Source organism: Acidobacteriota bacterium (genome assembly GCA_028874215.1).
Lineage (GTDB): Bacteria > Acidobacteriota > UBA6911 > RPQK01 > JAJDTT01 > JAJDTT01.
The window spans coordinates 143,099-168,037 of sequence record JAPPLF010000066.1 but is presented as its reverse complement, the minus strand read 5'-3'; the positions used below and the strand labels follow the sequence as shown (position 1 = coordinate 168,037).

20 protein-coding genes, 1 tRNA gene and 1 other RNA gene are annotated in these 24,939 nt (G+C 64.6%); 16 read left to right on the top strand and 6 right to left on the bottom strand.

Going from position 1 to position 24,939, the window contains the following annotated elements:
- Positions 1–126 precede the first annotated feature (126 nt).
- A complete protein-coding gene (locus OXT71_13300; protein MDE2927366.1) occupies positions 127–2,481 on the bottom strand; it encodes a response regulator in 2,355 nt (784 codons plus the stop codon).
- Between the two features lie 646 nt (positions 2,482–3,127).
- Here OXT71_13300 and OXT71_13295 point away from each other — a divergent pair.
- Positions 3,128–6,223: a hypothetical protein gene (locus tag OXT71_13295; GenBank protein ID MDE2927365.1), complete on the top strand. Its 3,096-nt coding sequence runs from the start codon at positions 3,128–3,130 to the stop codon at positions 6,221–6,223.
- Between the two features lie 129 nt (positions 6,224–6,352).
- On the opposite strand, the gene OXT71_13290 is transcribed toward OXT71_13295, so the two are convergent.
- Both OXT71_13290 and OXT71_13285 read right to left on the bottom strand, forming a co-directional pair.
- On the bottom strand, positions 6,353–7,327 hold the full coding sequence (locus tag OXT71_13290; GenBank protein MDE2927364.1) for a bile acid:sodium symporter: 975 nt from the start codon (positions 7,325–7,327) through the stop codon (positions 6,353–6,355).
- A complete protein-coding gene (locus OXT71_13285; GenBank protein MDE2927363.1) occupies positions 7,320–8,444 on the bottom strand; it encodes a Xaa-Pro peptidase family protein in 1,125 nt (374 codons plus the stop codon). Before OXT71_13285 ends, OXT71_13290 begins: the two co-directional genes overlap by 8 nt.
- A gap of 147 nt (positions 8,445–8,591) precedes the next feature.
- Between OXT71_13285 and tdh the strand changes: the two genes are divergently transcribed.
- The 10 genes from tdh to OXT71_13235 all read left to right on the top strand — a co-directional run bounded on the left by tdh (position 8,592) and on the right by OXT71_13235 (position 17,415).
- Positions 8,592–9,728 carry an L-threonine 3-dehydrogenase gene (gene tdh, locus OXT71_13280; protein MDE2927362.1) on the top strand — a complete coding sequence of 379 codons (1,137 nt, stop codon included), beginning with the start codon at positions 8,592–8,594 and terminating at the stop codon, positions 9,726–9,728.
- A gap of 23 nt (positions 9,729–9,751) precedes the next feature.
- Entirely contained in the window at positions 9,752–10,945 is a 1,194-nt protein-coding gene (locus OXT71_13275) for a glycine C-acetyltransferase (protein ID MDE2927361.1), read from the top strand.
- A complete protein-coding gene (locus OXT71_13270; protein MDE2927360.1) occupies positions 10,945–11,700 on the top strand; it encodes an SDR family NAD(P)-dependent oxidoreductase in 756 nt (251 codons plus the stop codon). Before OXT71_13275 ends, OXT71_13270 begins: the two co-directional genes overlap by 1 nt.
- 17 nt (positions 11,701–11,717) lie before the next feature.
- Positions 11,718–12,713: an amidohydrolase family protein gene (locus tag OXT71_13265; GenBank protein MDE2927359.1), complete on the top strand. Its 996-nt coding sequence runs from the start codon at positions 11,718–11,720 to the stop codon at positions 12,711–12,713.
- Entirely contained in the window at positions 12,700–13,026 is a 327-nt protein-coding gene (locus OXT71_13260) for a hypothetical protein (GenBank protein ID MDE2927358.1), read from the top strand. The genes OXT71_13265 and OXT71_13260 overlap by 14 nt, the downstream gene beginning before the upstream one ends.
- Positions 13,027–13,054: 28 nt before the next feature.
- Positions 13,055–13,813, top strand: coding sequence for an aldolase/citrate lyase family protein (locus tag OXT71_13255; GenBank protein ID MDE2927357.1), 759 nt, complete (start codon positions 13,055–13,057; stop codon positions 13,811–13,813).
- 53 nt (positions 13,814–13,866) lie between these two features.
- Positions 13,867–14,153: signal recognition particle sRNA large type (gene ffs, locus OXT71_13250), an RNA gene on the top strand.
- Between the two features lie 75 nt (positions 14,154–14,228).
- On the top strand, positions 14,229–16,430 hold the full coding sequence (locus OXT71_13245) for a DUF3604 domain-containing protein (protein MDE2927356.1): 2,202 nt from the start codon (positions 14,229–14,231) through the stop codon (positions 16,428–16,430).
- A gap of 86 nt (positions 16,431–16,516) precedes the next feature.
- Positions 16,517–17,095, top strand: coding sequence for a hypothetical protein (locus OXT71_13240; GenBank protein ID MDE2927355.1), 579 nt, complete (start codon positions 16,517–16,519; stop codon positions 17,093–17,095).
- Positions 17,095–17,415: a carboxymuconolactone decarboxylase family protein gene (locus tag OXT71_13235; protein ID MDE2927354.1), complete on the top strand. Its 321-nt coding sequence runs from the start codon at positions 17,095–17,097 to the stop codon at positions 17,413–17,415. The genes OXT71_13240 and OXT71_13235 overlap by 1 nt, the downstream gene beginning before the upstream one ends.
- A 57-nt stretch (positions 17,416–17,472) precedes the next feature.
- On the opposite strand, the gene OXT71_13230 is transcribed toward OXT71_13235, so the two are convergent.
- Positions 17,473–18,093 (bottom strand): hypothetical protein, encoded by a 621-nt coding sequence (locus tag OXT71_13230; GenBank protein ID MDE2927353.1) that lies wholly within the window; start codon positions 18,091–18,093, stop codon positions 17,473–17,475.
- A 116-nt stretch (positions 18,094–18,209) separates the two neighbouring features.
- On the opposite strand from OXT71_13230, the gene OXT71_13225 reads away from it, so the two are divergent.
- On the top strand, positions 18,210–18,620 hold the full coding sequence (locus OXT71_13225) for a hypothetical protein (protein MDE2927352.1): 411 nt from the start codon (positions 18,210–18,212) through the stop codon (positions 18,618–18,620).
- A 26-nt stretch (positions 18,621–18,646) separates the two neighbouring features.
- A complete protein-coding gene (locus OXT71_13220) occupies positions 18,647–19,183 on the top strand; it encodes a hypothetical protein (GenBank protein ID MDE2927351.1) in 537 nt (178 codons plus the stop codon).
- A gap of 29 nt (positions 19,184–19,212) precedes the next feature.
- Here OXT71_13220 and OXT71_13215 read toward each other — a convergent pair whose 3' ends face one another.
- Entirely contained in the window at positions 19,213–20,670 is a 1,458-nt protein-coding gene (locus tag OXT71_13215) for an ankyrin repeat domain-containing protein (GenBank protein MDE2927350.1), read from the bottom strand.
- 179 nt (positions 20,671–20,849) lie between these two features.
- Between OXT71_13215 and OXT71_13210 the strand changes: the two genes are divergently transcribed.
- From OXT71_13210 to OXT71_13200, 3 genes are read left to right on the top strand one after another with little or no spacing between them, the layout of a single operon-like run.
- Entirely contained in the window at positions 20,850–22,406 is a 1,557-nt protein-coding gene (locus tag OXT71_13210) for a hypothetical protein (protein ID MDE2927349.1), read from the top strand.
- Positions 22,407–22,442: 36 nt separating this feature from the next.
- On the top strand, positions 22,443–23,447 hold the full coding sequence (locus OXT71_13205; protein ID MDE2927348.1) for a GDP-mannose 4,6-dehydratase: 1,005 nt from the start codon (positions 22,443–22,445) through the stop codon (positions 23,445–23,447).
- A complete protein-coding gene (locus OXT71_13200) occupies positions 23,398–24,564 on the top strand; it encodes a DegT/DnrJ/EryC1/StrS family aminotransferase (GenBank protein ID MDE2927347.1) in 1,167 nt (388 codons plus the stop codon). The genes OXT71_13205 and OXT71_13200 overlap by 50 nt, the downstream gene beginning before the upstream one ends.
- Before the next feature lie 46 nt (positions 24,565–24,610).
- Here the strand turns inward: OXT71_13200 and OXT71_13195 are convergent.
- A tRNA-Leu gene (locus OXT71_13195) sits at positions 24,611–24,696 on the bottom strand.
- Positions 24,697–24,939: the final 243 nt, after the last annotated feature.

Here is a 24,939-nt window from a genome sequence, read left to right as displayed (position 1 = left end):
CGACCGCGTGCTGACCTGGTTCTGCTCCTACAGCCAGTCATCGTACGGACCCGGCGTGGCCATCGGAGTCCGGGTCGGCGGTTCCGGTGACCGGCTGCCCCACCCGGCCCCGGCGAGAAACGCGGTCTATGGGTCGCCCGGTCCGGACATGCGATAGCCGACGCCGCGCACGTTGAAGATGTAGGTTGGGTCGGCCGCGTCGTCCCCCAGCTTGCGGCGAAGCCTCCTGACCACCGCGCGCACCAACGCCGGGTCGCCGTAGCCCCGGTCCCGCCCGCTCCACGCCCGGCGGAGCAGGGAACCGTAGGCCACGACGCGCCCCGCCTTTTCCGAGAGCATGCGGAGCACTTCAAACTCGGTCGCCGTCAACTCCACGACATGCCCGGCCACGGTGACTTGGCGATCGTCGTAGCCGATGGACAACTCCCCGAGCTGGAAGGGTTCGGGAAAGGATCCCCGCCGCAACGCCGCCCGCACCCGCGCCGTCAACTCCGTCGGCGAAAAGGGCTTGACGATGTAGTCTGCGGCTCCCGCATCCAGGGCCTTGGCGATGGTCTCTTCCCTGCCGTAGGCCGATATGAAAATGACCGGCAGGTCCGCCATCTCGGGGACGCGCTCCATCAATTGAATGCCGTCGGTGCCGGGCAGCAGCAGGTCCAAGAGGACCAGTTGGGGCTTGTGCGTCCGCATGAGACCGGGCAATTCCCGCGGGTCGCCTGTAACCAGTGGCGTGTAGCCGGCCGCGGCGAGCACGTCCCGAATGTAGTGCAGCATCTGTGGATCGTCGTCCAACACGAGGATCCCGGCCCCCTCTTGCGCTCTCTGATTCGTGGTTAAACGGCTGTGGGTGACACTCTCTCCGGTTCCTTCGGCCACCGGCAACGTGAAGATGAACTGCGTGCCCCGGCCCACCCCGCCGCTCTCGGCCCAGATGCGGCCTCCGTGCGCCTCCACGAGCCCCTTGCAGATGACCAGGCCGAGCCCGGTAACGGCGCGGCCCCGGCCGCCGGCCGCGAGGCCGGTGTATTTCTGGAACAGGTATGGCAACCGGTCCTCCGGCACTCCCTCGCCCTCGTCGGCGACCGAGACCGCCACGTGGAGACCCTCCCGCACCGCGGCGACCCGGATCGGAAACGCATCGAACGAGTGCCGGGCCGCGTTGGACAAGAGGTTGTTCAGCACCTGCACGATGCGCCGCCGGTCGGCCATCACCGGAGGCAGATCTTCCGGCAGGTCGATGCGAACCGCGTGCCGGCTTCCGATGCTCAGGAACGTGTTCTTGGCCTGGTCTACCAAGCCGGCCAACTCCGCCGGCTCGGGCGAGACCGACAGTGTGCCCGCCTCGATGCGTCCCTGATCCAACAGGTCGCCGATCAGGCCGCGCATGTGATCGGCCTGCTCGTCGATGACCCGGAAGAACTGCAGCATCTCGGCCGGATCCGGAACCGGTGCGGTGCCCAGCACGGTGGCCGTCGAGCCTTTGATCGAGATCAGTGGCGTCCGCAGTTCGTGGCTCACCATGTTCAGAAACTGGGCCCGCATCCGCTCCAGCTCCTCCAGCGGCGCCAGATCCTGCATGGTGACGACCAGCGACTCGACCTTGCCGTCCGCCGACCGGATCGGCGTCGCGTTGAGCAGCGTCCTCACGCTCCGGCCGTCGGGGACCGAAAGCACGATCTCCTCGGCGCGCACCGTCTCCACGTCGTTCCGCCACTGTGCCGCCAACGGGAATTCCGCCAGCGCGACCTCTCGCCCGTCGGCGCGGCGGCACGTCATGATCTCCAGCAGTTGCTCCACGGAACCACCCGGCATCTGCAGGCCCCCGACAATCCGTTTCGCCTCCCGGTTGAACGACACCGGATCACCGGTCTTCGCGTCGAAGACCACCACCCCGACCGGCGAAGTGTCGACCAGGGCCTCCAGATCGGCCCGGGCGCGCTGCTCGTCCCGGTAGCTCCGTGCGTTGGCAATCGCCGTCGCCGCCTGTGCCGCGAACAGAACGAGAACCTCTTCGTCTTCACTCGTGAACTCCTGTTCGCCCCCGGTCTTAGCGAGAAAGAAGCTTCCCACGTGCGCGCCGCGATGGTGCATCGGTGTCGCCTGCATGGTCCGATACGGCAGCAGCTCGGTGGAAAAGCCCAGCGATCGGACGTAGCCGGGCAGGTCCGCGATCCTCACCGGGCCCGGAAGGTCCCGGAGGTGCTCGAAAAGCCGCCGCCCGTCGGTCCACACCTCCAGATTCCGCTTCTCATCCGCCGGTATGCCGGAACTCACGAACTCCTGGGGGTGACCCGCCCTGTCGACGGTGGTGATCACTCCGTGGCAAGCGGAGGTCAGGGAGCGGGCGCTGTCGACGGCCTCCTGCAGGACGGTGGCGAGATCGAGACTCGAGCTGGCGCGAAGCACCGCTGCGTACAACTTGGAAACGCGATCCCGCAACGCCTCGATCTCCGGCTGAATCTGGTCAGAATCCTTCTCCATTGTCTCCCCTGATCGGTGTCCCGGCGCGCCTCGGCTTGCGGTCAACGGGCCGGGCATCGCGCAGTTGGCCAAAATACCACGGTATTATCACAAACAGAACGTGATCTATCCTTATAATACCACGAATGGGTCGGTATCATATGCCTTAATGGCGTTGCTTGATCCTCTCTTGGTCTACAGCCGGAAGTTGCACCGACAACTCGGGGCGGCGAGCCCCCGGATGAGTAGAGCCTTCGATGGGCCGGCAGGTGTTCTCGTCACAAGGTGGTTTCCACTCTCTCTCCACCTACCTTCCCGAGCGGCTGCCGGTCCTCCAGTTGGGCGGTGGCAAGTCAGCCGGTTCAAGCTCCCGAGTGCTAGCTTCCTCTTGTTTGATCCGGCCTCCAATTACTTGCCGCCGCCCCCCGAGATCCGGCGGCGAATCCGTCATGGGTAGAAGGCCGTCATCCTCGGACGGGGACTGGGAAATCTTACGGAACTCCACGGAGGAGGGTTTCCTCGCCGCCGTCGGCGGCGGCAGGGGGCAGGTCCTGGCCGTCCTTTGCTGGTACGAAGGTCCTGATTCACTTGGCACGAATTACGGCGATGGCGACGACCAATCCAGTCACTCTCAACCGGCGAGATCCTGGAATCGAAGGGGGGTGAGATGAATCGCCCATGTGAATCGATCGGGAGCACTCTCTTTTCGAAGGCCTCCGGCTGGGAGGCCTTCACGGCCGGCGTGCTGACCCTGGCCACCCTGACCGTCCCCGGCGCATTCGCTTCGGACACGCCAACGAACGCAATCAACGAGATATCGACCACTGCGCGCAATCAGATCCTCGTGGAACTCCGGACCGGGGACACCACTCCCGCCAACCTGTTCGACCTGAACGGAAAAACGCTGGTCTTTACGCCGGACGGCGGCGGACAGTATTCCCAAGAGATCACAGCCCTCCAGTGGGAGGAAGACATCGGAATGCCGGTGGGCGACGGGGACAGGATTTCGCTGGAGAACTTTGACTTCGATTTTGCCGGTCAGAGGTGGGACGCTTTTTTTGTCAACAGCCATGGCGTGGTGACTTTCGGAGGACCGCTGAGGGAACCCTGGTGGGGTGGCGAGCCGCTCCGCGAAATCGCCAACCGTTTCATCACGGCTCCGACCATCAGTCCACTGTTCTGGCCGGTTGTGCGCTGGAACGTCGTCAATGTGGTCAAGTGGGCGTACAACGCCTCGCTCCTGAATGTCGCACATTGGCCGGACCGGGTGGTTGTGACATGGATCACGACGTACAGCAACTATTGGGTGCATGACGTCCCACCGGAGAGACCCGCCCGAGTCCAAGCCGTTTTGCGGGCCGATGGCAAAATCGTGTTCAGCTATGTCGACGTCAGTTTCGACCATGGCATCGTTGGCGTGTTTCCGGACTCCGGAACCCAGCCTGCAACGATCGATCTGTCGCAATCCGACAGCCGTGTCCTGCGGACGCCCGGTGAGGTATTTCATTACCCAAGCCGGCCTGATCTTGGTGAAATCTCCTGCCGCATCATTGACGCTCTCGGGGACAACTTCGATCTTTTCGTCTTCCACAGCGCGTCCCCCTTCGATGGAGACGGGCAATCGTGGTGTTCCGTCGGAGAACATGCCCAAGGAATCGGGTTGCGGGGTCCTCCTTCGTCCCATCTGCCGTGTGGCGAAAGTCGTGTCAAGGGCCAAATGTGCAATGTCCTGTGGATGCAGTCTCACAATGTCTTCGATGCGAGAAGGAACCGCCCGTTCAGAGGCGCCAAGTACATCTTCACCCACGAAGTTGCGCACACTTGGGGTGCTTTTGTCTCGTACGACAGGGACGGGCAGCGCCAGCAGTTGTCCGAAGGTCCCCACTGGCCGCGTTGGCTTCATACGCCGGCAGCATTCCATCCCCCCGGCAATCCGGCGGATTTCGGCTTTTCGGTTCTGGGCGGTTTTTATTGGCGCGACAACGGGGACGGCACGTACACGTCCGAATTCGGCCGATGGGGCAACCTCGCCTTCTCCTGGCTCGACCTCTATCTCATGGGATTGGCGGCGGCGAGCGAAGTTCCGGATCTGTTCATCCTGCGCAACCCGAAGCCGGTGGACGGCAGGAGACCCACGTACAGGGCAGAAAAAGAGACCATTTCAATCGAGCAGATCATCGCGGCCGAAGGCCCGAGGAAACCAAGCGCGGCACAGTCGCAAAAGGACTTCAACGCCGGGTTCGTCTATTTGCTGGAGGCGGGTCAGGCTCCCTCCGGGAGTCTGCTGGATCTACATGCGAGGCAGCGCGATGAGGTGGTCGACCATTGGGCCCTCATCACAGGCGGAAGATCCCGGCTCACCACCAGTGTCGGACCCCGGATCACCAAGGAATTTTCGCATTTTGCCAACGGCGTATGGAACGACCAGTCGACCACCTCCGATCTGGTGCTGGTGAATGTCGCCCCCTCGACAATCTCCCCGACCGTCTACTTCTACAATCCGATGGGAAAACTCATCGACCCGAGTCAAGTGGTGGACGTGACTGACGATCTCGAGACCACGGTGGACGGAGGCGTCACGGCGGCGATCGTGTCCTCCGGCGAGTTGACGATCCCGACCCACGGACGAGGGCCGTTGATGACCGGCTCGGTGAAGGTGATCTCCGACGGTCTCATCGGCGGAGTCCTGCGCTTCAACGACTCGGTGGCCGGCGTCGCCGGCGTGGGGGCAGGACGTCCCGTCAACGATGCCGTCTTCCCCGCCCGCCGCCAAGTGGGCGGCATCAACACCGGGGCGGCGATTCGGAACCCGGAAACGGAACCGATGACGGTGACCTGCCGGTTGATGCAAGGGGGCGAAGTGTTGGAGACGGCGAAGATCAAGCTCGAGGGCGACGGCCAGAAAGCGCAGTTCATCCACGAGTTGTTTCCGGACACCGATACATCCGACTTCGTGGGCTCGGTGCGATGCGCCGCTCCTCCGGGCAAGAAGTTCACCGGAGTGGCCTTGGAGCTGGACGCCGGCAGCCGCATCTTCACCACGCTGCCTCTGATACCGGTGGGGGATGTTCATCAGGACACCAACCTGCACTTCGCGCACTTCGCCGCCGGAGATGCCATCACCTCCGACCTGGTATTGGTGAACGTGGGTGCGGCCGCCGTCCGTCCGGCTATCTATTTTCACGATCCCCAAGGCCGTCTCGTGGAGGCCGCAACGGTCGTGGAGGTGACCGGCGATCTGAAAATCACGGACGAAGGCGCATTGACCCTCGCGACGGGGAAGATCCCGCCCCTGGGCGAGTGGACGGTTTCCACCGCCGGGACCGGAAAACTGACGGTCGGCTCGGTGAAGGTCGTCTCCGACGGTCCCCTCGGTGGGGTGCTGCGCTTCGACTCTCCGTCCGGCGTGGCCGGCGTGGGGGCCAGTCAGCCGGTTGCAGCCGCCGTGTTTCCGGCCCGCCGCCAAGTGGGCGGCATCAACACCGGGGCGGCGATTCGGAACCTGGAAACGGAGCCGATGACGGTGACCTGCCAATTGATGCAAAAAGGGGTGGTGCTCGAACGGAGGGAGCTCACGTTGAAGGGCAACGGCCAAGCGGCTCGATTCGTCGACGAGATGTTCCCCCGATCAGACACTTCCGGATTCGTGGGCTCGGTGCGTTGCACCGCTCCGGAGGGCGGGAGGTTCGCCGGAGTGGCCCTGGAATTGGATGTCGTCAACCGCATCTTCACCACGCTGCCCCTGGTGCCGGTTCCGAGGTGAGGCCGCTCCGCACCACCGGACAATCGTCCGGGATGCGGGAACGGCCGCATTCCGTGATGACTGTTGCCACGGGCTGTTCGAAATTCTCGGATGCCTGCGCTCCTGCACTCTATTGTTGGGAGAAGTGCGTTACTTCCGTCCCGACCGAATCGCTTCCACCAGCCAGGAGTCCAGAATCAGTTGGCCGACGTGGTAGAGCACACAGGGGATGGGGACAAGGCCGAAACCGGGCAGGAACTCGGTCGAAACGTACAGGGCCGCCGGCAGGGTCTTCTGAGAGCCGCAGAAAAGGAGGGCCGTCCGGTCTCTCCGGTTCCAGCCCAGGGCTCGTCCCAGGATCCAGCAGAGTGCCGCGGCGGCCGCATGGACCGCGACAGTGGCCAGGCTGACGGCAGCCAACTCCCAACCGGACATTTCCCCTCGTCCCGCTTCCACGTCGCTGACCCCGGAGACGACGGCGCCGGACACGGCCAACAGGATCAGGAGGCGGGATGCGTCGGACAGGGTCCCGGCGTGCCGATCCACGGCGCGAACCACGGCTCCGGTCAGTCGCAGTCCCTGACCCAGCGCCAAGGGCGCGAGCACCACCAGCGCGAATCCCGCCATCATCTCTTCCAGGCTCAGCGTCATGAACGTCCCGATGGTGAGGAAGAGAATCAGCGGCGTGAGGAGAAATCCCAGACCATTGCCGGCCACCACCAAGACCAGGGCCAGGGCGGCGTTGCCCCGGGCCATGCGGGTCCAGATGATGCTGGAGGCCAGGGTGGTGGGCATGGCGCTGATCACCAGAATGCCCAGGGCCAAACTCTGGTTGGTCTCCAGCAGCAGCCTCGACGCGCCGAAGCCAAGGACCGCGACAACCCCGTAGCCGATGAAGACTCCGGTGAGGACCCGGCCCGGCCGGCGCAGCGAGTCGAGGATCCGGCGTCCGTCCAAGGTCAGGCCATTGATCAGCATGACCGCGGCGACGTTCAAACCCGGATCGATGTAGGTGTGGAGCGGACGGAGGGCCTCGGGCCAATAGACGGGGACGGCGACGGCCAACGCCAACGCCAGCAGGAACCAGTGTCTGGCCAGGAAGGGCGGAGCGGTCCAGCTACCCACCCAGATAGAGTTCCGTCGGATGGGAATTGAGCCGCCGGGGACCGTTTTCCGTCAGCCAGTAGGTGTTCTCGATCCGGAGGCCGCCCTGCAGTTGAGGGTTGTAGAAACCGGGCTCGATGGAGATGACGTCGCCGAGTCGAAGGACGTGGTGGCTGCCGGGCACCAGGCGCGGATTCTCGTGCCCCCCCATCCCGACTCCGTGGCCCAGATGATGCCAGAAGGTGCCGGCGGAAAGCGGGTCCCGCTCCAGGAACGCGCGAATCGTCTCGTACGCCTCCCGCGCCGGCCGGCCCGGTTCCAGCAGGCTCTCGGCCAGTTCCAGCGCCGCCGTGACGATCTCCCATCCCCGCTGCTGAAGGTCCGAGGGAGGCCCGACGGTGAGGCTCCTGCAGAGGTCGGCGCCATATCCCCAACACTCGGGGAAGAGATCGTAGGGGCTGAGGTCCCCCGCCTCCAACGTCCGGTCGACGGGCGGTCCGCCACTCGTGGTGCTGCGGGGTCCCGTGGCAAAATCGCCGCCGACCCGAATCGGCTCTCCGGCATTTTCGATCATGGCGGAAACGATCTCGATGTAGACCTCCAACTCCGAGCGGCCCGGAGACAATACCTCCCGCGCCCGGACGTAGCCCGCCTCGGCCACGGCGGCGATTCGTTTCAGGACCACGATCTCGTCCGGGTCCCGCCGGCGTCTCAGATCGTCCAGCTCCGGAGAGGCGTCCCGCACCGTCGAAGCCGGGAAGAGGTCCTCCAGCAAACCCAACGCCAACCCGTTCGACGCCTCCTTGTCGGTCCCGATGGATGGCGCCGACCGGCCCTTGAGCCTGGGCGCCAGAGCATCCACGGCTTCCATCCAGGGCCGGTCCAGGACCCGCTTGGCCGAATAGCTCGCGAAGGGCACCACCTCGGCCCGGGCGGGGGCCTCCTGGGAGTCGGTCGCCAGGAGCGGTGTCCCCTGCCGTTCGATCCAGAGCAGGACCGGATGGCCGGGATCGACCACCACGGACTGGAGGTGCCGGACGTTTCTCGAGTCGGTGAGCAGGAGGGCATCCCACTTGCGCTCCTCCATCAACCGCCGGACCCGCCCCAACCGTCCGATGCAACCTTCTGCCGTCAACATGGTTTCAGGCCGGTCATTGTATAGGAGCCAAAAACAAAAGTCGCCGCAGCCATCGACCGGGTCCGGCCCCGCTTCGGACCGCAGAGGGTGGGCGCAAGGGGCACCCCTACCAAATAATTTTTCCCTGCTATAGACTCGGCTGCCGTCATGCCCGAGAAAATGGTCGCGGTCCGCAAGATGCAGCCGGGGAGAGGTTTCGACGTGGTGGAGGTGCCGCTTCCGGAGCTGGAGCGGGACCAGGTCCTGGTAGGCGTCGAGGCGGCCAGCATCTGCGGGACGGATCTCCACATCTGGAATTGGGACGACTGGAGCGCGCAACGAATCCGGCCCCCGTTGACCCTGGGCCACGAATTCTCGGGAACCGTCGTGGACGTGGGCAAAGCGGTGAGCCGGGTGCGGGTGGGAGACTACGTCTCCGCGGAGAGCCACATCACCTGCGGCATGTGTTTCCAATGCCGGACCGGCCAGGCCCACATGTGTCCCTCGACCCGAATTCTCGGCATCGCCATGGACGGGGCCTTTGCGGAATACGTGGCGGTTCCGGAGAAGGTGATCTGGCAAAACGACCGGTCCAAATTGTCTCCGGAGGTGGCCAGCCTGCAGGAGCCGTTCGGCAACGCCGTCTTCGCCACCAACGCCCATGACTTGTCGGGCCAGAGCGTCGCCATTCTCGGGTGCGGCGCCATCGGCCTGTTTTCCGTCGGGATTGCCCGCGCTTCGGGGGCAGCCCGCATACTGGGCGTCGACCTGAACGACTATCGCCTGGGCCTGGCCCGGAAAATGGGAGCCCACCAGGTTCTGAACGCCACCGGGGCCGGAGGCGCGCAGGGGATCGCCGATTGGCTGGTCCGGAACAACGACGGGCTGGGCGTCGACATCGTCCTGGAGATGAGCGGCGCGCCGTCGGCCATCGACGCCGCCTTTCGCGGTGTCCGGAACGGGGGACGGGTCACCTTGTTCGGGATCCCCTCGAATCCGGTGCAGATCGACGTCGCCGAACAGATGATCTTCAAGAACCTGACGGTTCTGGCGCTCCACGGACGCCGTATCTTCGATACCTGGTACCGCACCCGTTGGCTGTTGGAAAGCGGGGTCGTGGACCTCACGCCCCTGATCACGCGGCAGTTGGGACTGGAAGACATCCACCAGGCCATGGAATTGCTGGCCAGCGGCGAAGCCTGCAAGATCATCCTGCGTCCCGGCGCCGATTACTCCCACTACTCCGGAGCGTCGGTCCAGGAGACATCCGAGACCACCGCCGCGAGAGGCGCGATACACCTGTAGCTTCCCCCTCAGACGGAGAACCCATGCCCTATCAAGCGGTGAAATCCTGGCTGGAAGGCGAACTCCAGGAAATCCGGGATTCGGGCCTCTACAAGAACGAGCAGGTCATCCTCACGCCTCAGGAGCCGCGCGTCCGGACCCGGGACGGGGACGTCGTCAACTTCTGCGCCAACAACTACCTGGGCCTGGCCCATCACCCCGAGATCGTGGCCGCGGCCCGGGAGGGTCTGGACAGCCACGGCTTCGGAATGGCTTCAGTCCGTTTCATCTGCGGGACCCAGGACATCCACAAGGAACTGGAGGCGGCCCTTTCCGGATTCCTGGGGACCGAGGACACGATCCTCTACACCTCCTGCTTCGACGCCAATGCCGGCCTGTTCGAAACCTTGCTGGGACCTGAGGACGCCATTCTCAGCGACGCCCTCAATCACGCCAGCATCATCGACGGAATCCGCCTCTGCCGGGCTCGGAAAAAGGTCTTCGGTCACAGCGACATGGAAGACCTGGAACGCAAGCTCAAGGAGACCCGGGACTGCCGCTTTCGCCTCATCGCCACCGACGGCGTCTTCAGCATGCAGGGCGACCTGGGACGCCTGGCGGAGATCTGCGATCTGGCCCGCACCTATCAGGCGCTGGTGATGGTGGACGATTCCCACGCCACCGGATTTTTGGGGGACACGGGGCGCGGCACCCCCGAGGCGTTGGGGGTGATGGATCGGGTCGACATTGTCACGGGCACCCTGGGGAAGGCCCTGGGAGGAGCTTCCGGCGGATTCACCTCGGGCCGCAAGGAGATCATCCGTTACCTGCGGCAGCGCTCCCGGCCCTACCTCTTCTCCAACACGGTGGCGCCCCCCATCGTCGCCGCCGCTCTCAAGGCGCTGGATCTGATTCAACAGGACGACAGCCTGCGCCGGACCCTGCATGAGAACACCCGCTATTTCCGGACGGGTCTGACCCGGCTGGGCTTCGAAGTCATCGAGGGAAGCCATCCCATCGTTCCCATCATGATCCGGGACGAGGTCAGGACGGTTCGGATGGCCCGCGCGGTCAACGCCCGCGGCATTTTCGTCGTTGGATTCAGCTTTCCGGTGGTCCCGCGGGGAGAGGCGCGAATTCGAGTCCAGCTTTCCGCGGCCCATACGCGGCAGGACCTGGACCGGGCCCTGGCCGCGTTCCGCGACGCGGGCGTGGAAACCGGGCTGTTGCAAGACTGATGGCTCTTGAACCGGCAGGAAAGGTCGCGCTGATCACGGGCGCCGCCCAGGGAATGGGCAGGGCCGTGGCGGAAAGAATGGCGGCCGCAGGCGCCCGGCTGGTGCTCAACGACCGGAATCCGCAAACCCTTCAGGCAACGGCCGCAGCCCTGGAGGGGAAAGCCGCCGGGGTGGAGGCCGTGGCCGGCGATGTCTCATGCAGCCGCGACGTGTCGCGCCTCGTGGAGCGGGCGTTGGAACGCTTCGGCGCCATCCACATCCTGGTCAACAACGCGGGGGTCCTGAGGCCGACGGCGGTCATCGAGATGGAAGAGGAGGAATGGGACTGGGTCGTGAACGTCAATCTCAAGGGCACCTACCTCTGCTCGCGAGCCGTGCTTCCCGTCATGCGCCGGGAAGGATGGGGGCGGATCGTCAACTTCTCGTCCACGGCAGGCAAGAGCGTCAGCACCCTCGGCGGCGCCCACTACACGGCCGCCAAAGCCGGCGTGCTGGGGTTCACCCGGCACCTGGCCAAAGAAGAAGCCCCCTACGGGATCACGGTCAACGCAGTCTGTCCCGGACTCATCGACACCGAAATGGTGCGGGACACCATCGATCCGGAGCGCATGCAATCGTACGCCCGGAGCTTCCCCATCTCCCGCCTGGGGAAGCCCGCCGAGGTCGCCGAGCTGGTGGCCTTCCTGGCCTCGGACCGCGCCGCCTACATCACCGGCGCCTCACTGGACATCAACGGGGGAGACCTGATGATCTGACCCTCGGGAGACGCGAAATGAAGATGACCTGGGAACAAAGAGACTACGACCTGGAATTCTTTCACCGGGAGCTGGATTCGTTCGTCCCCGACACGATCTTCGACGCCCACGCCCACCTGTACGAGTTGTGGCACTGGAAGGTCCAGACGGCTTTGGCCGTTGGTCCCCACAAGGCGACCCTGGAGGTGTTTCAGGAACAGATCCAGTGGATCACGCCGGGCCGGGAGACCCACGGACTCTTTTTCGGAGGCGGCCTCTACGAGCCGACCTACCGCGCATCCAATGAGTTCCTGGCCCGGGAAGCCGCCAAGGATCCCAAGTCGCGAGGACAGTTGATCGTCTCCCCGCGGCAGGATCCGGAGGAATTGCGGCAGGAAGTGCGGCGCCTCTCCATGGTGGGGCTCAAGGTCTATCATCTCTTCGTCGAAGACAGGCCCTCGTCCCAGGACGCGGAGATCGAGGAGTTCCTGACCGAGGAGCATGTACGCATTGCCCATGAGGAAGGGCTCAGCGTGACGTTGCACATGGTCAAGCCCCGATCTCTCGCGGATCCGGCAAACCAGGCCAGAATCCGCTACTACTGTGAAAACTATCCCAACATGCGGTTGATCCTGGCCCACGCCGCCCGGAGCTTCAATCCTCACCACACCATCGAGGGGATCCATACGCTGAAGGGAATTCCCAACGTCTGGTTCGACACCTCGGCCGTCACCGAGGCCGGCGCCTTCGAGGCCATCGTGGACACCTTCGGCCACGAACGGCTGCTCTGGGGATCCGACTTTCCCATCAGCCATTTTCGAGGCCGTTGCGTCGGAATCGGAGACCAGTTCCTTTGGCTCTACGAGGACACTTTCGACTGGAAACGGATTTCTCACGTCGAGATCCAGCCCTACCTGGTCGGCATGGAGTCCCTGCGGGCCGTGAAGCTGGCCGCCATGCGGCTCCGCCTCACCGACTCCCAGGTCGAGGATGTTTTCTGCAACAATGGCCGGAAAATGTTTGGCCTGGACTGAGAATCAGGGCCGTGCAGCCGACCTGAAGGAGGGCATGACCGACCGGGAGATACTGGAGAAGCTCGAGGAACTGCTGGCCCGCCTGGAGATCGACCTGGTGCGGGAGCCGGGAGAATTTTCGGGCGGCCTGTGCCGAATCGGAGGGGAGATTCGATTTATTCTGAACCGGACGCTGCCCTTGCCGCAGCAGATCGGAATCCTCTGCCGCGACCTGGCGACGGTGGACCTTTCCCGGGTTTACGTTCTGCCGGTGCTGCGGGAGATGATTCAGGCCGCCGCGCCGCCGGGTCCGTCTCTTGACCGTCCCTCATAGTGCGGGGGCACCGCGCCGAAAGGAGATCATGGTGAAACTTCGACCGAACAGGGTGAAACAGAAGCTGGCCGCCGGCGAGAACGTGTATGTGATCAGTGGGTTGGGCAGCCCCGATGAGATCGATCAGTTTGGAACCGTGGGTTTCGACGGGGTCTGGCTGGAGGCCGAGCACGGCTCCGTGGACTTCGCCGACATACCGGACCTGACCCGCGCCTGCGACATCTGGGGAATGACCTCGATCCTGCGGGTCAACCGGAACGTCCAGTCCATCATCTACCGGGGGTTGGACCGGGGTGTCCAGGGAATCGTCGTTCCCCACGTCAACACCCGGGAAGAAGCCGAGAACGTGGTCCAGGGCGGGAAGTTCGCGCCCATCGGCCAGAGGGGACTCTACGTCAGCCGTCAAGGCTACGGCGTCCCCGACTACTTCGAGGCCGCCAACGATCAAATCCTGCTCATGGTGCTCATCGAGGATATCGTGGCGGTCCGGAACCTGGACGAGATCCTCAAGGTGGACCACATCGACGTCTTCTTCGTGGCTCCCAGCGATCTGGCCGCCTCCATGGGCCTCATCGGGCAGATTGACCATCCCGAGGTGCAGAAGACCATCGACACCACCCTGGCGCGAATCCAAGAGGGTGGGCGGGTCGCGGGCACCCTGACGACGAACGACACCATTGCCCGCTACGCCGCCGCGGGCGTCCGCGTGTTCCTGACCGGGCCCTCACCCTGGATCGCGGCCGGCGCCAAGGAGTTCCTGCGGCTCGGCGCGCCGCCGCCGGCATGACGTGAGGCCCTGCCGGCGCATGGTGCCGCCTCCGATCGACTATCATGGAACGGCCGTGCTAGGCGGGGTGTTAGCGGTACCCTGATTCCCTGTCGTCCAGGGAGGACTCGCAAGCCGCTGCAGCGAGGCTGACGACTCCGCTGAGGGTCGCCCCCGGTGAGCCACTCCGTTTCGTGCGGCGGTGTTGAACGTGGGGTCCTCCACAACGGGCGCCCGTGAACCTGGTCAGATCCGGAAGGAAGCAGCCATAAGCGGGAAAGCGCGTGTGTCGGAGGGTTGCTCGACGGGAGCCGCGCGCGCGTTTCGGACCTCAGCGGAAGACTCGAAGCGGAGTGCACGGCCAGCAGGTTTTGTTCCGACAGGAGGAGTCTCGAGACCCGCCGGCTCAGGGTCGCGGTCGCGAACGAGTCTTTCCATGACCGAAGTGGATTCCGGAAGCCGGTTCAGCGTTCTTCACGGTTCGGCCTCCTTGAGCCCCGGCGAACCGGTGGTGGCCGGTTCCATGGGAACCTGGCGGATCCGCTACCGGGTGGGGAAATACGGCATCGACGACGGAGGAAGAATCCGTGTCGTCAGGCGTTTCGTGAGTGACTGGGGCACACCCCAGACACAACGGCCGGGCCAGGCCGACTTCCTGACCGTCTCCACCTCGGGCAGTGCGCGGGTCACGGCCTCTTGTGATCCGCAGGCCCACGTTCGACCCTGGCAGAAGTCCATGACCGTCTCCGTGAAGGACGGGTATCTCCGGGAGGGAGACACGGTCACGCTGGTCCTGGGCGACACCTCGGCAGGCGGGCCGGGCGCCCGGGCGCAGACCTTCTGCGAGCCCCGGTTCGAGTTCAAGGTCCTGGTGGACTGCTTCGGAACGGGCTCGTACGTGGAGCTGGAGCCGGCCGGCAGCGTCCCAATTGTGGGCGGTCCGGGGGCCGAGCTCCAGTTGATGGTTCCCACAGACGTGGTCCTGGGCATCCCCTTTCGAGTTTCGGTCCGGGTCCTGGACCAATGGGGAAACCCGGCGGACCGCTACCAGGGCGTGCTGGAGACCGGCGGCAGTGCGAAACTCTTCTATGGCCTGCCTTCCCGGTTGACTCTCGACCGCACCGATCAGGGAATTCTCTGCCTGGACGGCATCCTGGCCCGGGAGCCGGGAATCTATCGAATCGAGGCGGAGGACCAAAAAACCGGCCTGAAGGCCGTCAGCAATCCGCTCTTCGTGAAGCCGCACCAGCCCCGGCGGCGCCGGTTCTGGGGAGATCTCCATGGCCAGAGCGAGGAGACGGTGGGGACCCTGACGGTGGGCGAATACTTCACCTTCGCCCGCAACAAGGCGTTGGTGGACTTCGCGGGCCATCAGGGAAACTGTTTCCAGATCACTCCGGGTGTCTGGGACCGGATCCGCGAAACGGTCAGGCGCTTCAACGAGCCGGGGCGGTTCGTCACCTTTCTGGGCTACGAGTGGTCGGGCCTGACGGCCGGCGGCGGCGACCGGAACGTCTATTTTCGAGGCGGCGACGGGCCCCTGCACCGGGCCAGCCGCTGCCTGATCGCGCCGGCAGGCCAGGATGAAGACCCCGAATGCTATCCCGTCGAGGAACTCTACCGGCAACTGGGAGCCCGGAACGACGTCCTTCTGGTTCCCCATGTGGGCGGCCGCTGGGCGGACCTGGACTCCTTCGATCCCGGCTTGGAGCCGCTGGTGGAGATCTACTCCTCCTGGGGTGAATTCGAATGGCTCCTGAACGACGCGTTCGATCGCGGCCTCAGAGTCGGGATCAGTTGCGGCAGCGACGATCACAAGGGCAGGCCCGGCGCCAGCTATCCGGGGGCCGGCACCTTTGGAGTCCAGGGTGGATTGCTCTGCGTCTGGGCTTCCGAGCTGACTCGCGAGAGCCTCTGGGAAGCCCTTCGCGAACGCCGCTGCTACGGCACGACCGGAGCCCGCATCGCACTGGAGTTCGAGACCTCCGGCGGTGTTCCCATGGGAGGCGAGGAGCGGACGCAAGGCCTTCCCCGCTTCCGGGTGCGGGTCGAAGGCACGGGTGAGGTGGAACGCATCGAGCTGCGCCGGGGAACGGAGTGCGTGGACGCTCTTCCTCGAGGTCCCGGGATTCCCTGCTCGTCCGATACCGTCCGGATCGCCTGGTCGGGCGCCAGGAACCGCGGCCGGGACCGGGCCGCTTGCTGGGACGGCTCCGTGGAGGCCGTAAGAACCCGAATCGTCGCGGCCAAGGGCTACGCCTTCGACTCCCCGTCAGAAGGGATCCGGGAGGCCGGGCCGCAGCGCGTCACCTGGGAATCGGTGACCAGCGGCGATGCCGACGGCATCCTGTTGAAGCTGGACCCCGCCGACTCCGGCGTGCTCCGTTTCAAGACCGGGCGGATCCGATTCGACATCGACCTGGAGAAGTTGGCGGACATTCCCGTGACCTGGCCGGCCGGGGGAATGGACCTGAAGGTCCAGGCCCAGCGCGAACCCCTGGGGCTCGGCCGGAGCGTGGAGGCCGACTTGAAGGACCCGGCCGCACCCGCCGGACCGACACCCTACTACGTCGTCGTGCTCCAAAAGGACGGCGCCAAAGCCTGGGCCTCTCCCATCTGGGTTTCGCCGGGTCGGTAGCCTTCTTGCCGGGCGATTGGGAAATCGCCCTTCCCGACTCCATCGGGGAATCGGGAAGCGTCACCGCGGTTGCATAGACTAGCCGCATGATCAACTCGGTTCGCATCCACCGGCGTTGCCGGTCCGGAACCCGCCGTCTGCTTCTCGCCATCAGCGCCGGCTGGGTCGCGCTGCTGTTGGCCTGCTCGCCGGGAAGCCGCCTGGACGCCGCCACCGACATCACTCTGTTCGGGGCCTGGGCTCCCGGTGGAAATCTGGCCACCATCGACGTGCGGGATTTTGCCGGATTCGGCGCAACCTTCGAGAGATACTTCGCCATCATCGGCTTCGAGAACACCTTTGCCTACTACAATCGTCCCGCGGATCTCACCGGGACCGGCGACGCCGGCTTCGCCCTGACCAGCGGCCTGACTCTGAACATCCCCTTCTCCGGAAAATTCGGCTACATCGCCGCCGGAGGCGGGCTCTTCCGCAAACAGAGTTCCTTGTCACTGGACCAGGGGACAAGTTTCCTGAGCAACATCGGCGGCGGCGTCAAACTGCGCAAGCTTGCAGGCGCCCTGGGCCTGCGAATCGATTACAGGCGCTGCCGAATCTCCAACGTCCGGGGGCTGGCCTACGGATTCAACCAGATCTCCGCTGGCCTGATGGTGAGCTTCGACTGATGGCGAATCAGGACCTGCCCGAATTCCTCCAGAGGGTGGTCGAGCGCTACCCTCAGGTATGGGACGATTACGGCTGGCTCAGCCGGACGGTCGGCGAGGTCGAAGGCCTCGACGTCCGCTCTCAACGCCTGGTCAAGTTGGGGATCGCCATCGGCGCCGGACGAAGGGGAGCCGTTCACTCCCATGCCCGCAAGTGCAGGAAGGCAGGCCTGAGCAACGCCGAGATCTACCATGCCGCACTCCTTGCCATCACCACCGTTGGCTGGTCCGGAGGCATTGCCGCGCTCTCATGGATCAACGATGAACTCGGCGAACTCTGAACCTCGCCGGCCAGCGGTCGAGACGGTTTGGGGGAGTAAGACTCCTGGCGGAGACGACTAGTGAATCGTTTCGGCAAGGCGGCCTTCCAATTCGGGCCGCAACTCCACCATGCGCTTTTCGATAGCCTCCCGGATCCTGTAGCTGGCCGCCGCCATGGCTTCGAGAAGGCGATCCAGATTGGTGCTCTGTTCCAACTCCCGGGTGTCCCCCTGATTGAGCGTCACCAGCATCTGTGTCACCACCGCCATCAAACGAGCCAATAGAAGGCCCAGTTGCGGTTCCAGGACATCCGGGTCGACTCCACGCTGGTCCAGCCTGCGGAGCCAGCGCAGATTCCCGTCCAGAATCCAGAGCGCCTGGAAACGGTAGCGGCCGGCGGTCCGGTCCCGGCCCGGATCGTACTCCTTCCTGATCCGATGCCAGAGGGACATCACCAACTGCTCCAACTCCCGCGGGTCCCGCCCCGGCCTGGCCCGGCGGCCCTCCAACACCCGGCGCACCACCGCGTCGGGGCTGGACCCGCCCCGATAGAGCTCGTCCTTGACATAGGCTTCGACCTCAGAACCTCTCAGGGCCAAGCCCATTGACAGAAGGGCCTTATCCAGCACGCCGTACGAATCGGTTGGAGACGAGCCAGCGCTTCGGGTCTCGGGAGTCGGAACATGATCAGTCGCCATACTATTCGCCACTCCGGCCTCGCCTCTCCCGCGCCCGATCATACGCTCGGCCGGTGACGACTCCGGAAAGGCTCCTCTTCCTTCCCCCGTTCTCTTCACGGTAGACTTCACGCCGGATGAGCAAAGAGATCGCAAACGAAGCTCCGGTTCCCGGCAACGACCAGTTGGAGCGGCAGAGAAAAGTGGCCGAAGCGCTTGGCGTGCCGGTCTGCAGGCGCCATATCTTCCTCTGCTGTGACCAGGCCAAGCCCAAATGCGCCGACCGCCAGCGGACCTTGGAGGCTTGGCAATACCTGAAGCGGCGCCTCAAGGAACTGGGGCTCTCGGAGCAGGGAGGGATATGCCGCACGAAAGCGGACTGCCTGCGAATCTGCATGGACGGCCCCATGGCCGTGGTCTATCCGGAGGGAGCCTGGTATCGGCGCTGCGATCCACCGGTTCTGGAACGAATCATCCGGGAACATCTGGTCGGCGGCCGCCTGGTCCGCGAGCACCTCATCATCGAACACGTCCTGGACCCGGACTGAGGCGGAGAGGAACGGAGCCAAGAATCATGCATCGAGAAGCAAGCCTTGAAAGTACGACAACGGCGGCGGTTGCTTTGCTTCTCTGTGGGGGCGTCCTGCTGGCTCAGGAGTCCGTGGCGACGTCTCCCCACGCAGTGGCGCGGGACACGCTGCGCGGACTCGACGGCGTGCACGTCGTGGTGGAGGAACTCCGGCCCGAGGCGGTGGATGACGGCCTTTCCAAGCAAGCCATCGAGGAGGGAGTGGTCCAACGGCTGTGGGATGCCGGCGTCCGGGTCTTGATGGAAGACCAGTGGACCATCGCCGCGGGCGCGCCCTACCTCTACCTGAACGTCCACGCCGTGAAGAGCAAGGATCTCTATGTCTACGCCGTGGACCTGCAGTTGAACCAGAACGTGAGACTGGAGCGGCTTCCAAGCGTCGTGGTGGCCGCCACGACCTGGACGACGGGGTGCCGGGTCGGCGCCGTATCGGCCGACTCGGTCCGCGTGCTGGCCCAGGTGGCCGCCCAGTCGGTGGATCGCTTCATCGAGGACTACCGGACCGCCAATTCGGCGAATTGATCCGCACCCGGCAAATCCTGTCCGCCTGCCTATTTTTCGGCGCCGGCCTGTTTCAGCGCCCGCACGGCTCCGACATGGCCTCGTTGCGCGGCCATCATCATGGCGGTCTGGCCATTCTCGGCCCGGGCGTGCAGCTTGGCGCCGGCCGCCGCCAACGCCTTCACGGTGGCCGGATCGTCCTTGCTGGCGGCGACCATGAGTGCCGTCATCCGATGTTCGGCCCGGGCGTTGACATCGGCGCCCGCATCCAGCAGCAACTGAACCAATTCGGCGTACATTCCGGCCGCCGCCCACATCAGGGGGGTCTGGCCGCTGTGGTCCTTTTCCTTCACTTTGGCGCCACGGGCGATCAGAGCGGCGACCAGGGACGTGCGTCCCGCCACGCAGGACCACATGAGGGGCGTGAGGCCATGCTTGTCCTTGAAATTGACCTCGATGTCCGGATGGGTGAGCAGAGACAAGCCGAGGGGAGAGAAGCCTTTCTCAATAGCCAGGAGCAGAGCCCGTTCGTTTTTCTTGTTCCGGGCGTTGACATCGGCGCCGGCCGCCAGCAGAGCCTGGGCCGCCACGATGAATCCCCTGCGGGAGGCCTCCAGCAGTGGGGTGTTCTTGTTTCGGTCCGGCGTATTGGGGTCGGCGCCGGCCGCCAGCAGGGATTGGACCGACATGACATCCCCCATTTCCACCGCCAGGAGAAGGGGACTCCTTTTCTCCTTGTCCCGCTGCTCAAAATCGGCGCCCGCCTGAATCAGAGCGTGGAGAGCGGCCCCCTCTCCGCCGGCCGCCGCAATCATGACCGGCGTCCGGCCGTCCCGATCCGGAGCGTCGGCGGCGGCGCCCGCCATCAGGAGAGATTGCACCATGGCGGCGTCACCGCGGGAAGCTGCGAAATGCAGCGCCGTCTCATTCCGGCTGTTCCGAACCTTGGCATCGGCGCCGGCCGCCAGCAGGGCGCGAACCGTCGCCGCGTCGCCGGTCTCGGCAGCGCCCAGCAAGGGGGTCGTCCGCTGCGGGCCCCCCATGTTCACGTCGGCGCCCGCGGCCACCAAAGCCTGAACCGTGGATGAGGCTCCGCCTTCCGCAGCCAATTGGAGCGGCCGACGCTTCTGCCGGTCTTCGACGGTCGTGGATGCCCCCTTGATCAGAAGCGCCTGAGTGATTGTGGCGTCTCCCCGTCCCGCCGCCACCAATAGCGGCGTCCTTCCGTCGCGATCCGCCAGATTCGGATCGGCGCCCCGGAGCAGCAAGGCCCAGATGGCGTTCAAGTCGCCTCGGTCCACCGCTACCAGCAACAGGGACCGCCCCCGCTCGTCGATGGCATTGACGTCGGCAACGGCTCCGATTAGTCTCTCGAAGGTCTCGAAATCCCCTCTCTCGATGGCATCGACCAAGCTCCGCTGGTCAGATTCGGGGGCGCTGTAGGCGACGGTAAGAAAGCATCCGAGGAGAGCGATCCGGATGATCCCTGTGAGCGGCTTCCACATCATTTCCGGGGGTCCCGCCGGCCGGTTTCCGGAATGGCAAACCCGGGGCCGTGAAACCAAGAATAGCATAGTGCTTTCCCGGGGCCCCGAGAGGGTATCGAGCGTACGCGGGACGGCGTCCGGATTCGCCGCCTGGTCCGGTGAAGAAACCTTGAACGGCACTCCAGGACAGGAACATTGAGATGAAGAGAAGGGATTTCGTCAAAGCTTCTTTGGGTTTGCCGGCCGCCGGTCTGGCGGCGGTTCCGGCGGCGGTCGGACAGGGCCTGGAGCCGGCGTCGCGGCCCCGGCCCGGGATCCTGGAGTTGGCGGGACAGAAGCAGCTTTTTCTTGACGATTGGATGATCGAGGAGGCGAACCGGATCTCCCGCTTCATGTATCGCCCATGGAAATATCCGGGAAATCCCATCCTGCAGCGGGATCGGCCGTGGGAGATGGGAGATGCCTCCGAATATTTTCGCGGAGTTCAAATCTTTGGCCAGAGCGTCCTCTACGACCAAGAGGACAAGATCTTCAAGATGTGGTACCTGCCGTGGGGTTTCCGGGATGGAAGCCGCCTCTGGTGCCATGCCGTCTCTGAAGACGGTTACAACTGGGAGAAGCCTGAACTGGGCATCTACGACTTCCAGGGATCCAAGCAGAACAACATCATGGCCAATTTCGGGGATCCCAATTACTTCAACGTCATCAAGGATCCACACGACCCCGATCCCCAGCGGCGTTACAAGGCCTTGGGCGAACAGGAGGGCCCGGTTCCCAACCACACCGGCGGCGCTGCGGTGGCCTTTTCTCCCGACGGCCTGCACTGGACGCCTTGGCCCGGGAACCCGGTGATTCGCCACGGGGCCAATCTGGGCGACGGGCCCACTATGATGGGGTGGGACCCGCTTCGAAAGAAACATGTCCTGTATCCCCGGCCCGGCCACCCGTTGGCCATGGAAATCCACGGCAACGGCGTCCACCGGCATATCCGGACCATCGGCTATTCCGAGAGTGACGATTTTGTCCACTGGACACCCACGCGCATCATGCTGGCGCCGGACCGGAACGACCGGGTCGATTACCAATACATGTGCTTCACCGCCGGGGTGACCGCAGGCATCTACGTCGGTTTCCTCTGGATGCACGAGACCCACGAGCAGGTGTGGGACATCTTCCTGATGACCAGCCGCGACGGGTTCAACTGGAGCTGGGTGGATCGGAAAGTCCCATTTCTGGGCCGGGGTGAGATCGGAAGCTACGACGCCGGCTACATGTCCCCCAACGGGCCCATCTTCCATGACGGAAAGATCTGGATCTACTACTGCGCCTTCAGCGGAGCCCACAGCTACCGTCCGAGCAAGCTGGGTTCCAGGAACGACATATCGATCGCCCTGGCGACACTTCCCGAAGATCGGTGGCTGGGCCTGCTGGCCGGTCCTTTCCAAGGGACGATCCTGACCCGGCCCTTCACCTTCACCGGCTCGAAGCTGATGCTGGACATCGACGCTTCGCTGCCCATGGAGCTCCCCAAGAGCTATCGCAACTTCGATGAGTGCGAGGTCCGGGGAGCGATGGTGGACCCGTCGGGAGGGAGCATCGAAGGCTTCTCGCTGGAGCAGTCGATTCCACTGCTGGAGAGCGGGCGTCAGGAGTTGCGCTGGCGTGACGCCCAGGTCTCCCAACTGGAAGGCAAGCCGGTGAGATTGCGGTTGGCCATGCGGGCGGCGGCCCTCTACTCGCTCCAGTTCGTCTCCTGACGACCGGTCGTAGTAGACTTGGGCGCGAGGTCGGACTTGAGGAAATCCAGATTCCTGATTACCGGCGGCGCCGGTTTTATCGGCTCCCACGTGGCGGACGCGCTGATCGCCAGGGGAGACCGTGTCGTCGGCGTGGACAACCTGTCGACGGGACGCCTCTCCAACATCCGGCATCTTCTGGACCATCCACGATTCCAATTCGTTCGCGCCAACATCACCGACGAAATCGTGATGGATCGTCTCGCCTCCACCTCCGACGTCATACTCCATTTCGCGGCGGCCGTGGGTGTCCAGCTCATCGTCCGGGACCCCGTCCACACCATCGAGACCAACATCATGGGGACCGAGGCCATTCTCAAGGCCGCCCTCCGCTACCGATGCCGTGTCCTGTTGGCGAGTACGTCGGAGGTCTACGGCAAGGGGGTGAAGATCCCGTTCAGCGAGGAAGACGACCTGCTGCTGGGGGGAACCCAGAAGAGCCGGTGGGCTTACGGCGCCAGCAAGATGATCGACGAGTTTCTGGGCTTGGCCTACCAGCGGCAATACGACCTCGACGTCGTCGTGTTCAGGCTCTTCAACACCGTCGGACCGCGCCAGCGGGGGCGCTACGGCATGGTGGTGCCTCGATTCATCCGCCAGGCCCTCGCCGGAGAGCCCATCACGGTCTACGGTGACGGTTCCCAGACCCGATGCTTCTGCGACGTCAGAGATGCCGCCGAGGCCCTGATCCGCCTGGCCGCGAGTCCCGGTGCAACGGGGGATGTCTACAATGTCGGCAACGATCAGGAGGTTTCCATCAACCAACTCGCTCGCCGGGTCAGGGTTCTGACCGGATCCTCCTCACCCATCGTCCATATTTCCTACTCCGAAGCGTATGGGAAGGGCTTCGAGGACATGCAGCGCCGCGTTCCCGACCTCTCCCGAATCCGGGCGCTCGTGGGATGGAGATCGACCCGGACTCTGGACGAGATCCTGATTGCAGTAAGAGACCATGAGCAGCCCCTTCCGGACCGCCTCAAAGTTGAATCCGCTCCCTCCTGACAGCCCCGCGCAAGAACCGGTGCCCCTGCTGGATCTGAAGCGGCAGACCCGGCTGCTGGAACCTCGGATCACGGCCGCCATGCGCGAAGTCCTGGATTCCGGCGAGTTCATTCTGGGTCCGGCTGTCGTTCGGCTGGAGGAGAGGATGGCCCGTTACTGCCAGTGCCGCTACGCCGTGGCCGTCGCTTCGGGGACCGACGCGCTGCGCCTGACCCTTTCGGCTCTCGGCGTCGGCCCCGGCGACGAAGTGATCACGACCCCCTTCAGCTTCGTTGCGACGGCGGGCGCCATTCTCCGTTGCGGTGCGACCCCGGTGTTCGCCGACATCGACCCCGGCAGCTACAACCTGGATCCGGACCGGATCGAGTCCGCCATCACCTCACGAACCCGGGCGATCCTCCCGGTTCACCTCTATGGGCAGCCGGCGGACATGGATCCGATTCGGGACCTGGCGGAGGCGCGGGGGTTGAAGGTGATCGAGGACTGTGCGCAGGCGGCGGGAGCCTGCTACAGCGGTGCCGTGGTCGGTTCCCTGGGCGATGCCGGCTGTCTCAGCTTCTTCCCTACCAAGAATCTGGGGGCCTTCGGCGATGCAGGGATGATCGTCACCGACAACGCCGAATTCGGCGAGCGGCTGGTCCTCCTCCGGAATCAGGGGAACCGCCGCAAGCACCGGGCCGACGTCCTTGGCTTCAACAGCCGGATGGACACTCTCCAGGCCGCCATACTCGAGGTCAAGCTGGATTCTCTGGAGGATTGGAACTCCCAACGGCGAGCCATCGCCCGGCGCTACAACCGATGGCTCGGAGAAACTCCCGTCAAGACGCCGACGGAATCTCGCCGCAGCCGCCACGTTTACAACGTCTACACGCTACGGGCGCCTCGCCGTGACCGGCTCGCCAACCGGCTGGCCGGCCGGGGAATTGGAAACGCCGTCTACTATCCGGTTCCTCTACATCTCCAGGGAGCCTTCTCCCGCCTGGGGCACACTCCGGGAAGCCTGCCGGCGGCCGAGACGGCAAGCCGCGAGGTGATCTCGCTACCCATCTTTCCCGAGCTGACGCTGGAACAGCAGAGGCGGGTCTGCGAGGAAATATACGACTTCTACCGGGACTGACGGCCTGTCCCGTGCCCGGTCAGGCCTCAATCGAGGCGGCCAGGAATGCCCGGAGTGGGACTCGAACCCACACGGAGGTGAACCTCCTCAGGATTTTAAGTCCTGTGCGTCTGCCAATTCCGCCATCCGGGCACAAAATTCTTTCCCCTCGGAACCTGGATGCAAAAACCTCCGAAAAAACTCACGCTCGATCAGTCACTTAATGCCAGATTCATCGTGGGATTTGACCGGCGCTGCATCCACGACCTCCGTGTTGCTCCGAACTTCCTTCCCGGACGACTCGGTTCATGAGGATTCTACCATTCCCGGCGCGACTCCTCAGGTCCGTCCCGTAGGGCCGGCGCCATCCTTCGCCTTGCGGTGAATCACGACTGC

Excerpts from the sequence above, each read along its gene's own strand:
- OXT71_13300 (MDE2927366.1), bottom strand. The coding sequence starts at position 2,481 with ATGGAGAAGGATTCTGACCAGATTCAGCCGGAGATCGAGGCGTTGCGG.
- OXT71_13295 (MDE2927365.1), top strand. The coding sequence starts at position 3,128 with ATGAATCGCCCATGTGAATCGATCGGGAGCACTCTCTTTTCGAAGGCC.
- OXT71_13285 (MDE2927363.1), bottom strand. The coding sequence starts at position 8,444 with ATGTTGACGGCAGAAGGTTGCATCGGACGGTTGGGGCGGGTCCGGCGG.
- tdh (MDE2927362.1), top strand. The coding sequence starts at position 8,592 with ATGCCCGAGAAAATGGTCGCGGTCCGCAAGATGCAGCCGGGGAGAGGT.
- OXT71_13275 (MDE2927361.1), top strand. The coding sequence starts at position 9,752 with ATGCCCTATCAAGCGGTGAAATCCTGGCTGGAAGGCGAACTCCAGGAA.
- OXT71_13270 (MDE2927360.1), top strand. The coding sequence starts at position 10,945 with ATGGCTCTTGAACCGGCAGGAAAGGTCGCGCTGATCACGGGCGCCGCC.
- OXT71_13265 (MDE2927359.1), top strand. The coding sequence starts at position 11,718 with ATGAAGATGACCTGGGAACAAAGAGACTACGACCTGGAATTCTTTCAC.
- OXT71_13255 (MDE2927357.1), top strand. The coding sequence starts at position 13,055 with ATGGTGAAACTTCGACCGAACAGGGTGAAACAGAAGCTGGCCGCCGGC.
- OXT71_13245 (MDE2927356.1), top strand. The coding sequence starts at position 14,229 with ATGACCGAAGTGGATTCCGGAAGCCGGTTCAGCGTTCTTCACGGTTCG.
- OXT71_13240 (MDE2927355.1), top strand. The coding sequence starts at position 16,517 with ATGATCAACTCGGTTCGCATCCACCGGCGTTGCCGGTCCGGAACCCGC.
- OXT71_13235 (MDE2927354.1), top strand. The coding sequence starts at position 17,095 with ATGGCGAATCAGGACCTGCCCGAATTCCTCCAGAGGGTGGTCGAGCGC.
- OXT71_13230 (MDE2927353.1), bottom strand. The coding sequence starts at position 18,093 with ATGGCGACTGATCATGTTCCGACTCCCGAGACCCGAAGCGCTGGCTCG.
- OXT71_13225 (MDE2927352.1), top strand. The coding sequence starts at position 18,210 with ATGAGCAAAGAGATCGCAAACGAAGCTCCGGTTCCCGGCAACGACCAG.
- OXT71_13220 (MDE2927351.1), top strand. The coding sequence starts at position 18,647 with ATGCATCGAGAAGCAAGCCTTGAAAGTACGACAACGGCGGCGGTTGCT.
- OXT71_13215 (MDE2927350.1), bottom strand. The coding sequence starts at position 20,670 with ATGATGTGGAAGCCGCTCACAGGGATCATCCGGATCGCTCTCCTCGGA.
- OXT71_13210 (MDE2927349.1), top strand. The coding sequence starts at position 20,850 with ATGAAGAGAAGGGATTTCGTCAAAGCTTCTTTGGGTTTGCCGGCCGCC.
- OXT71_13200 (MDE2927347.1), top strand. The coding sequence starts at position 23,398 with ATGAGCAGCCCCTTCCGGACCGCCTCAAAGTTGAATCCGCTCCCTCCT.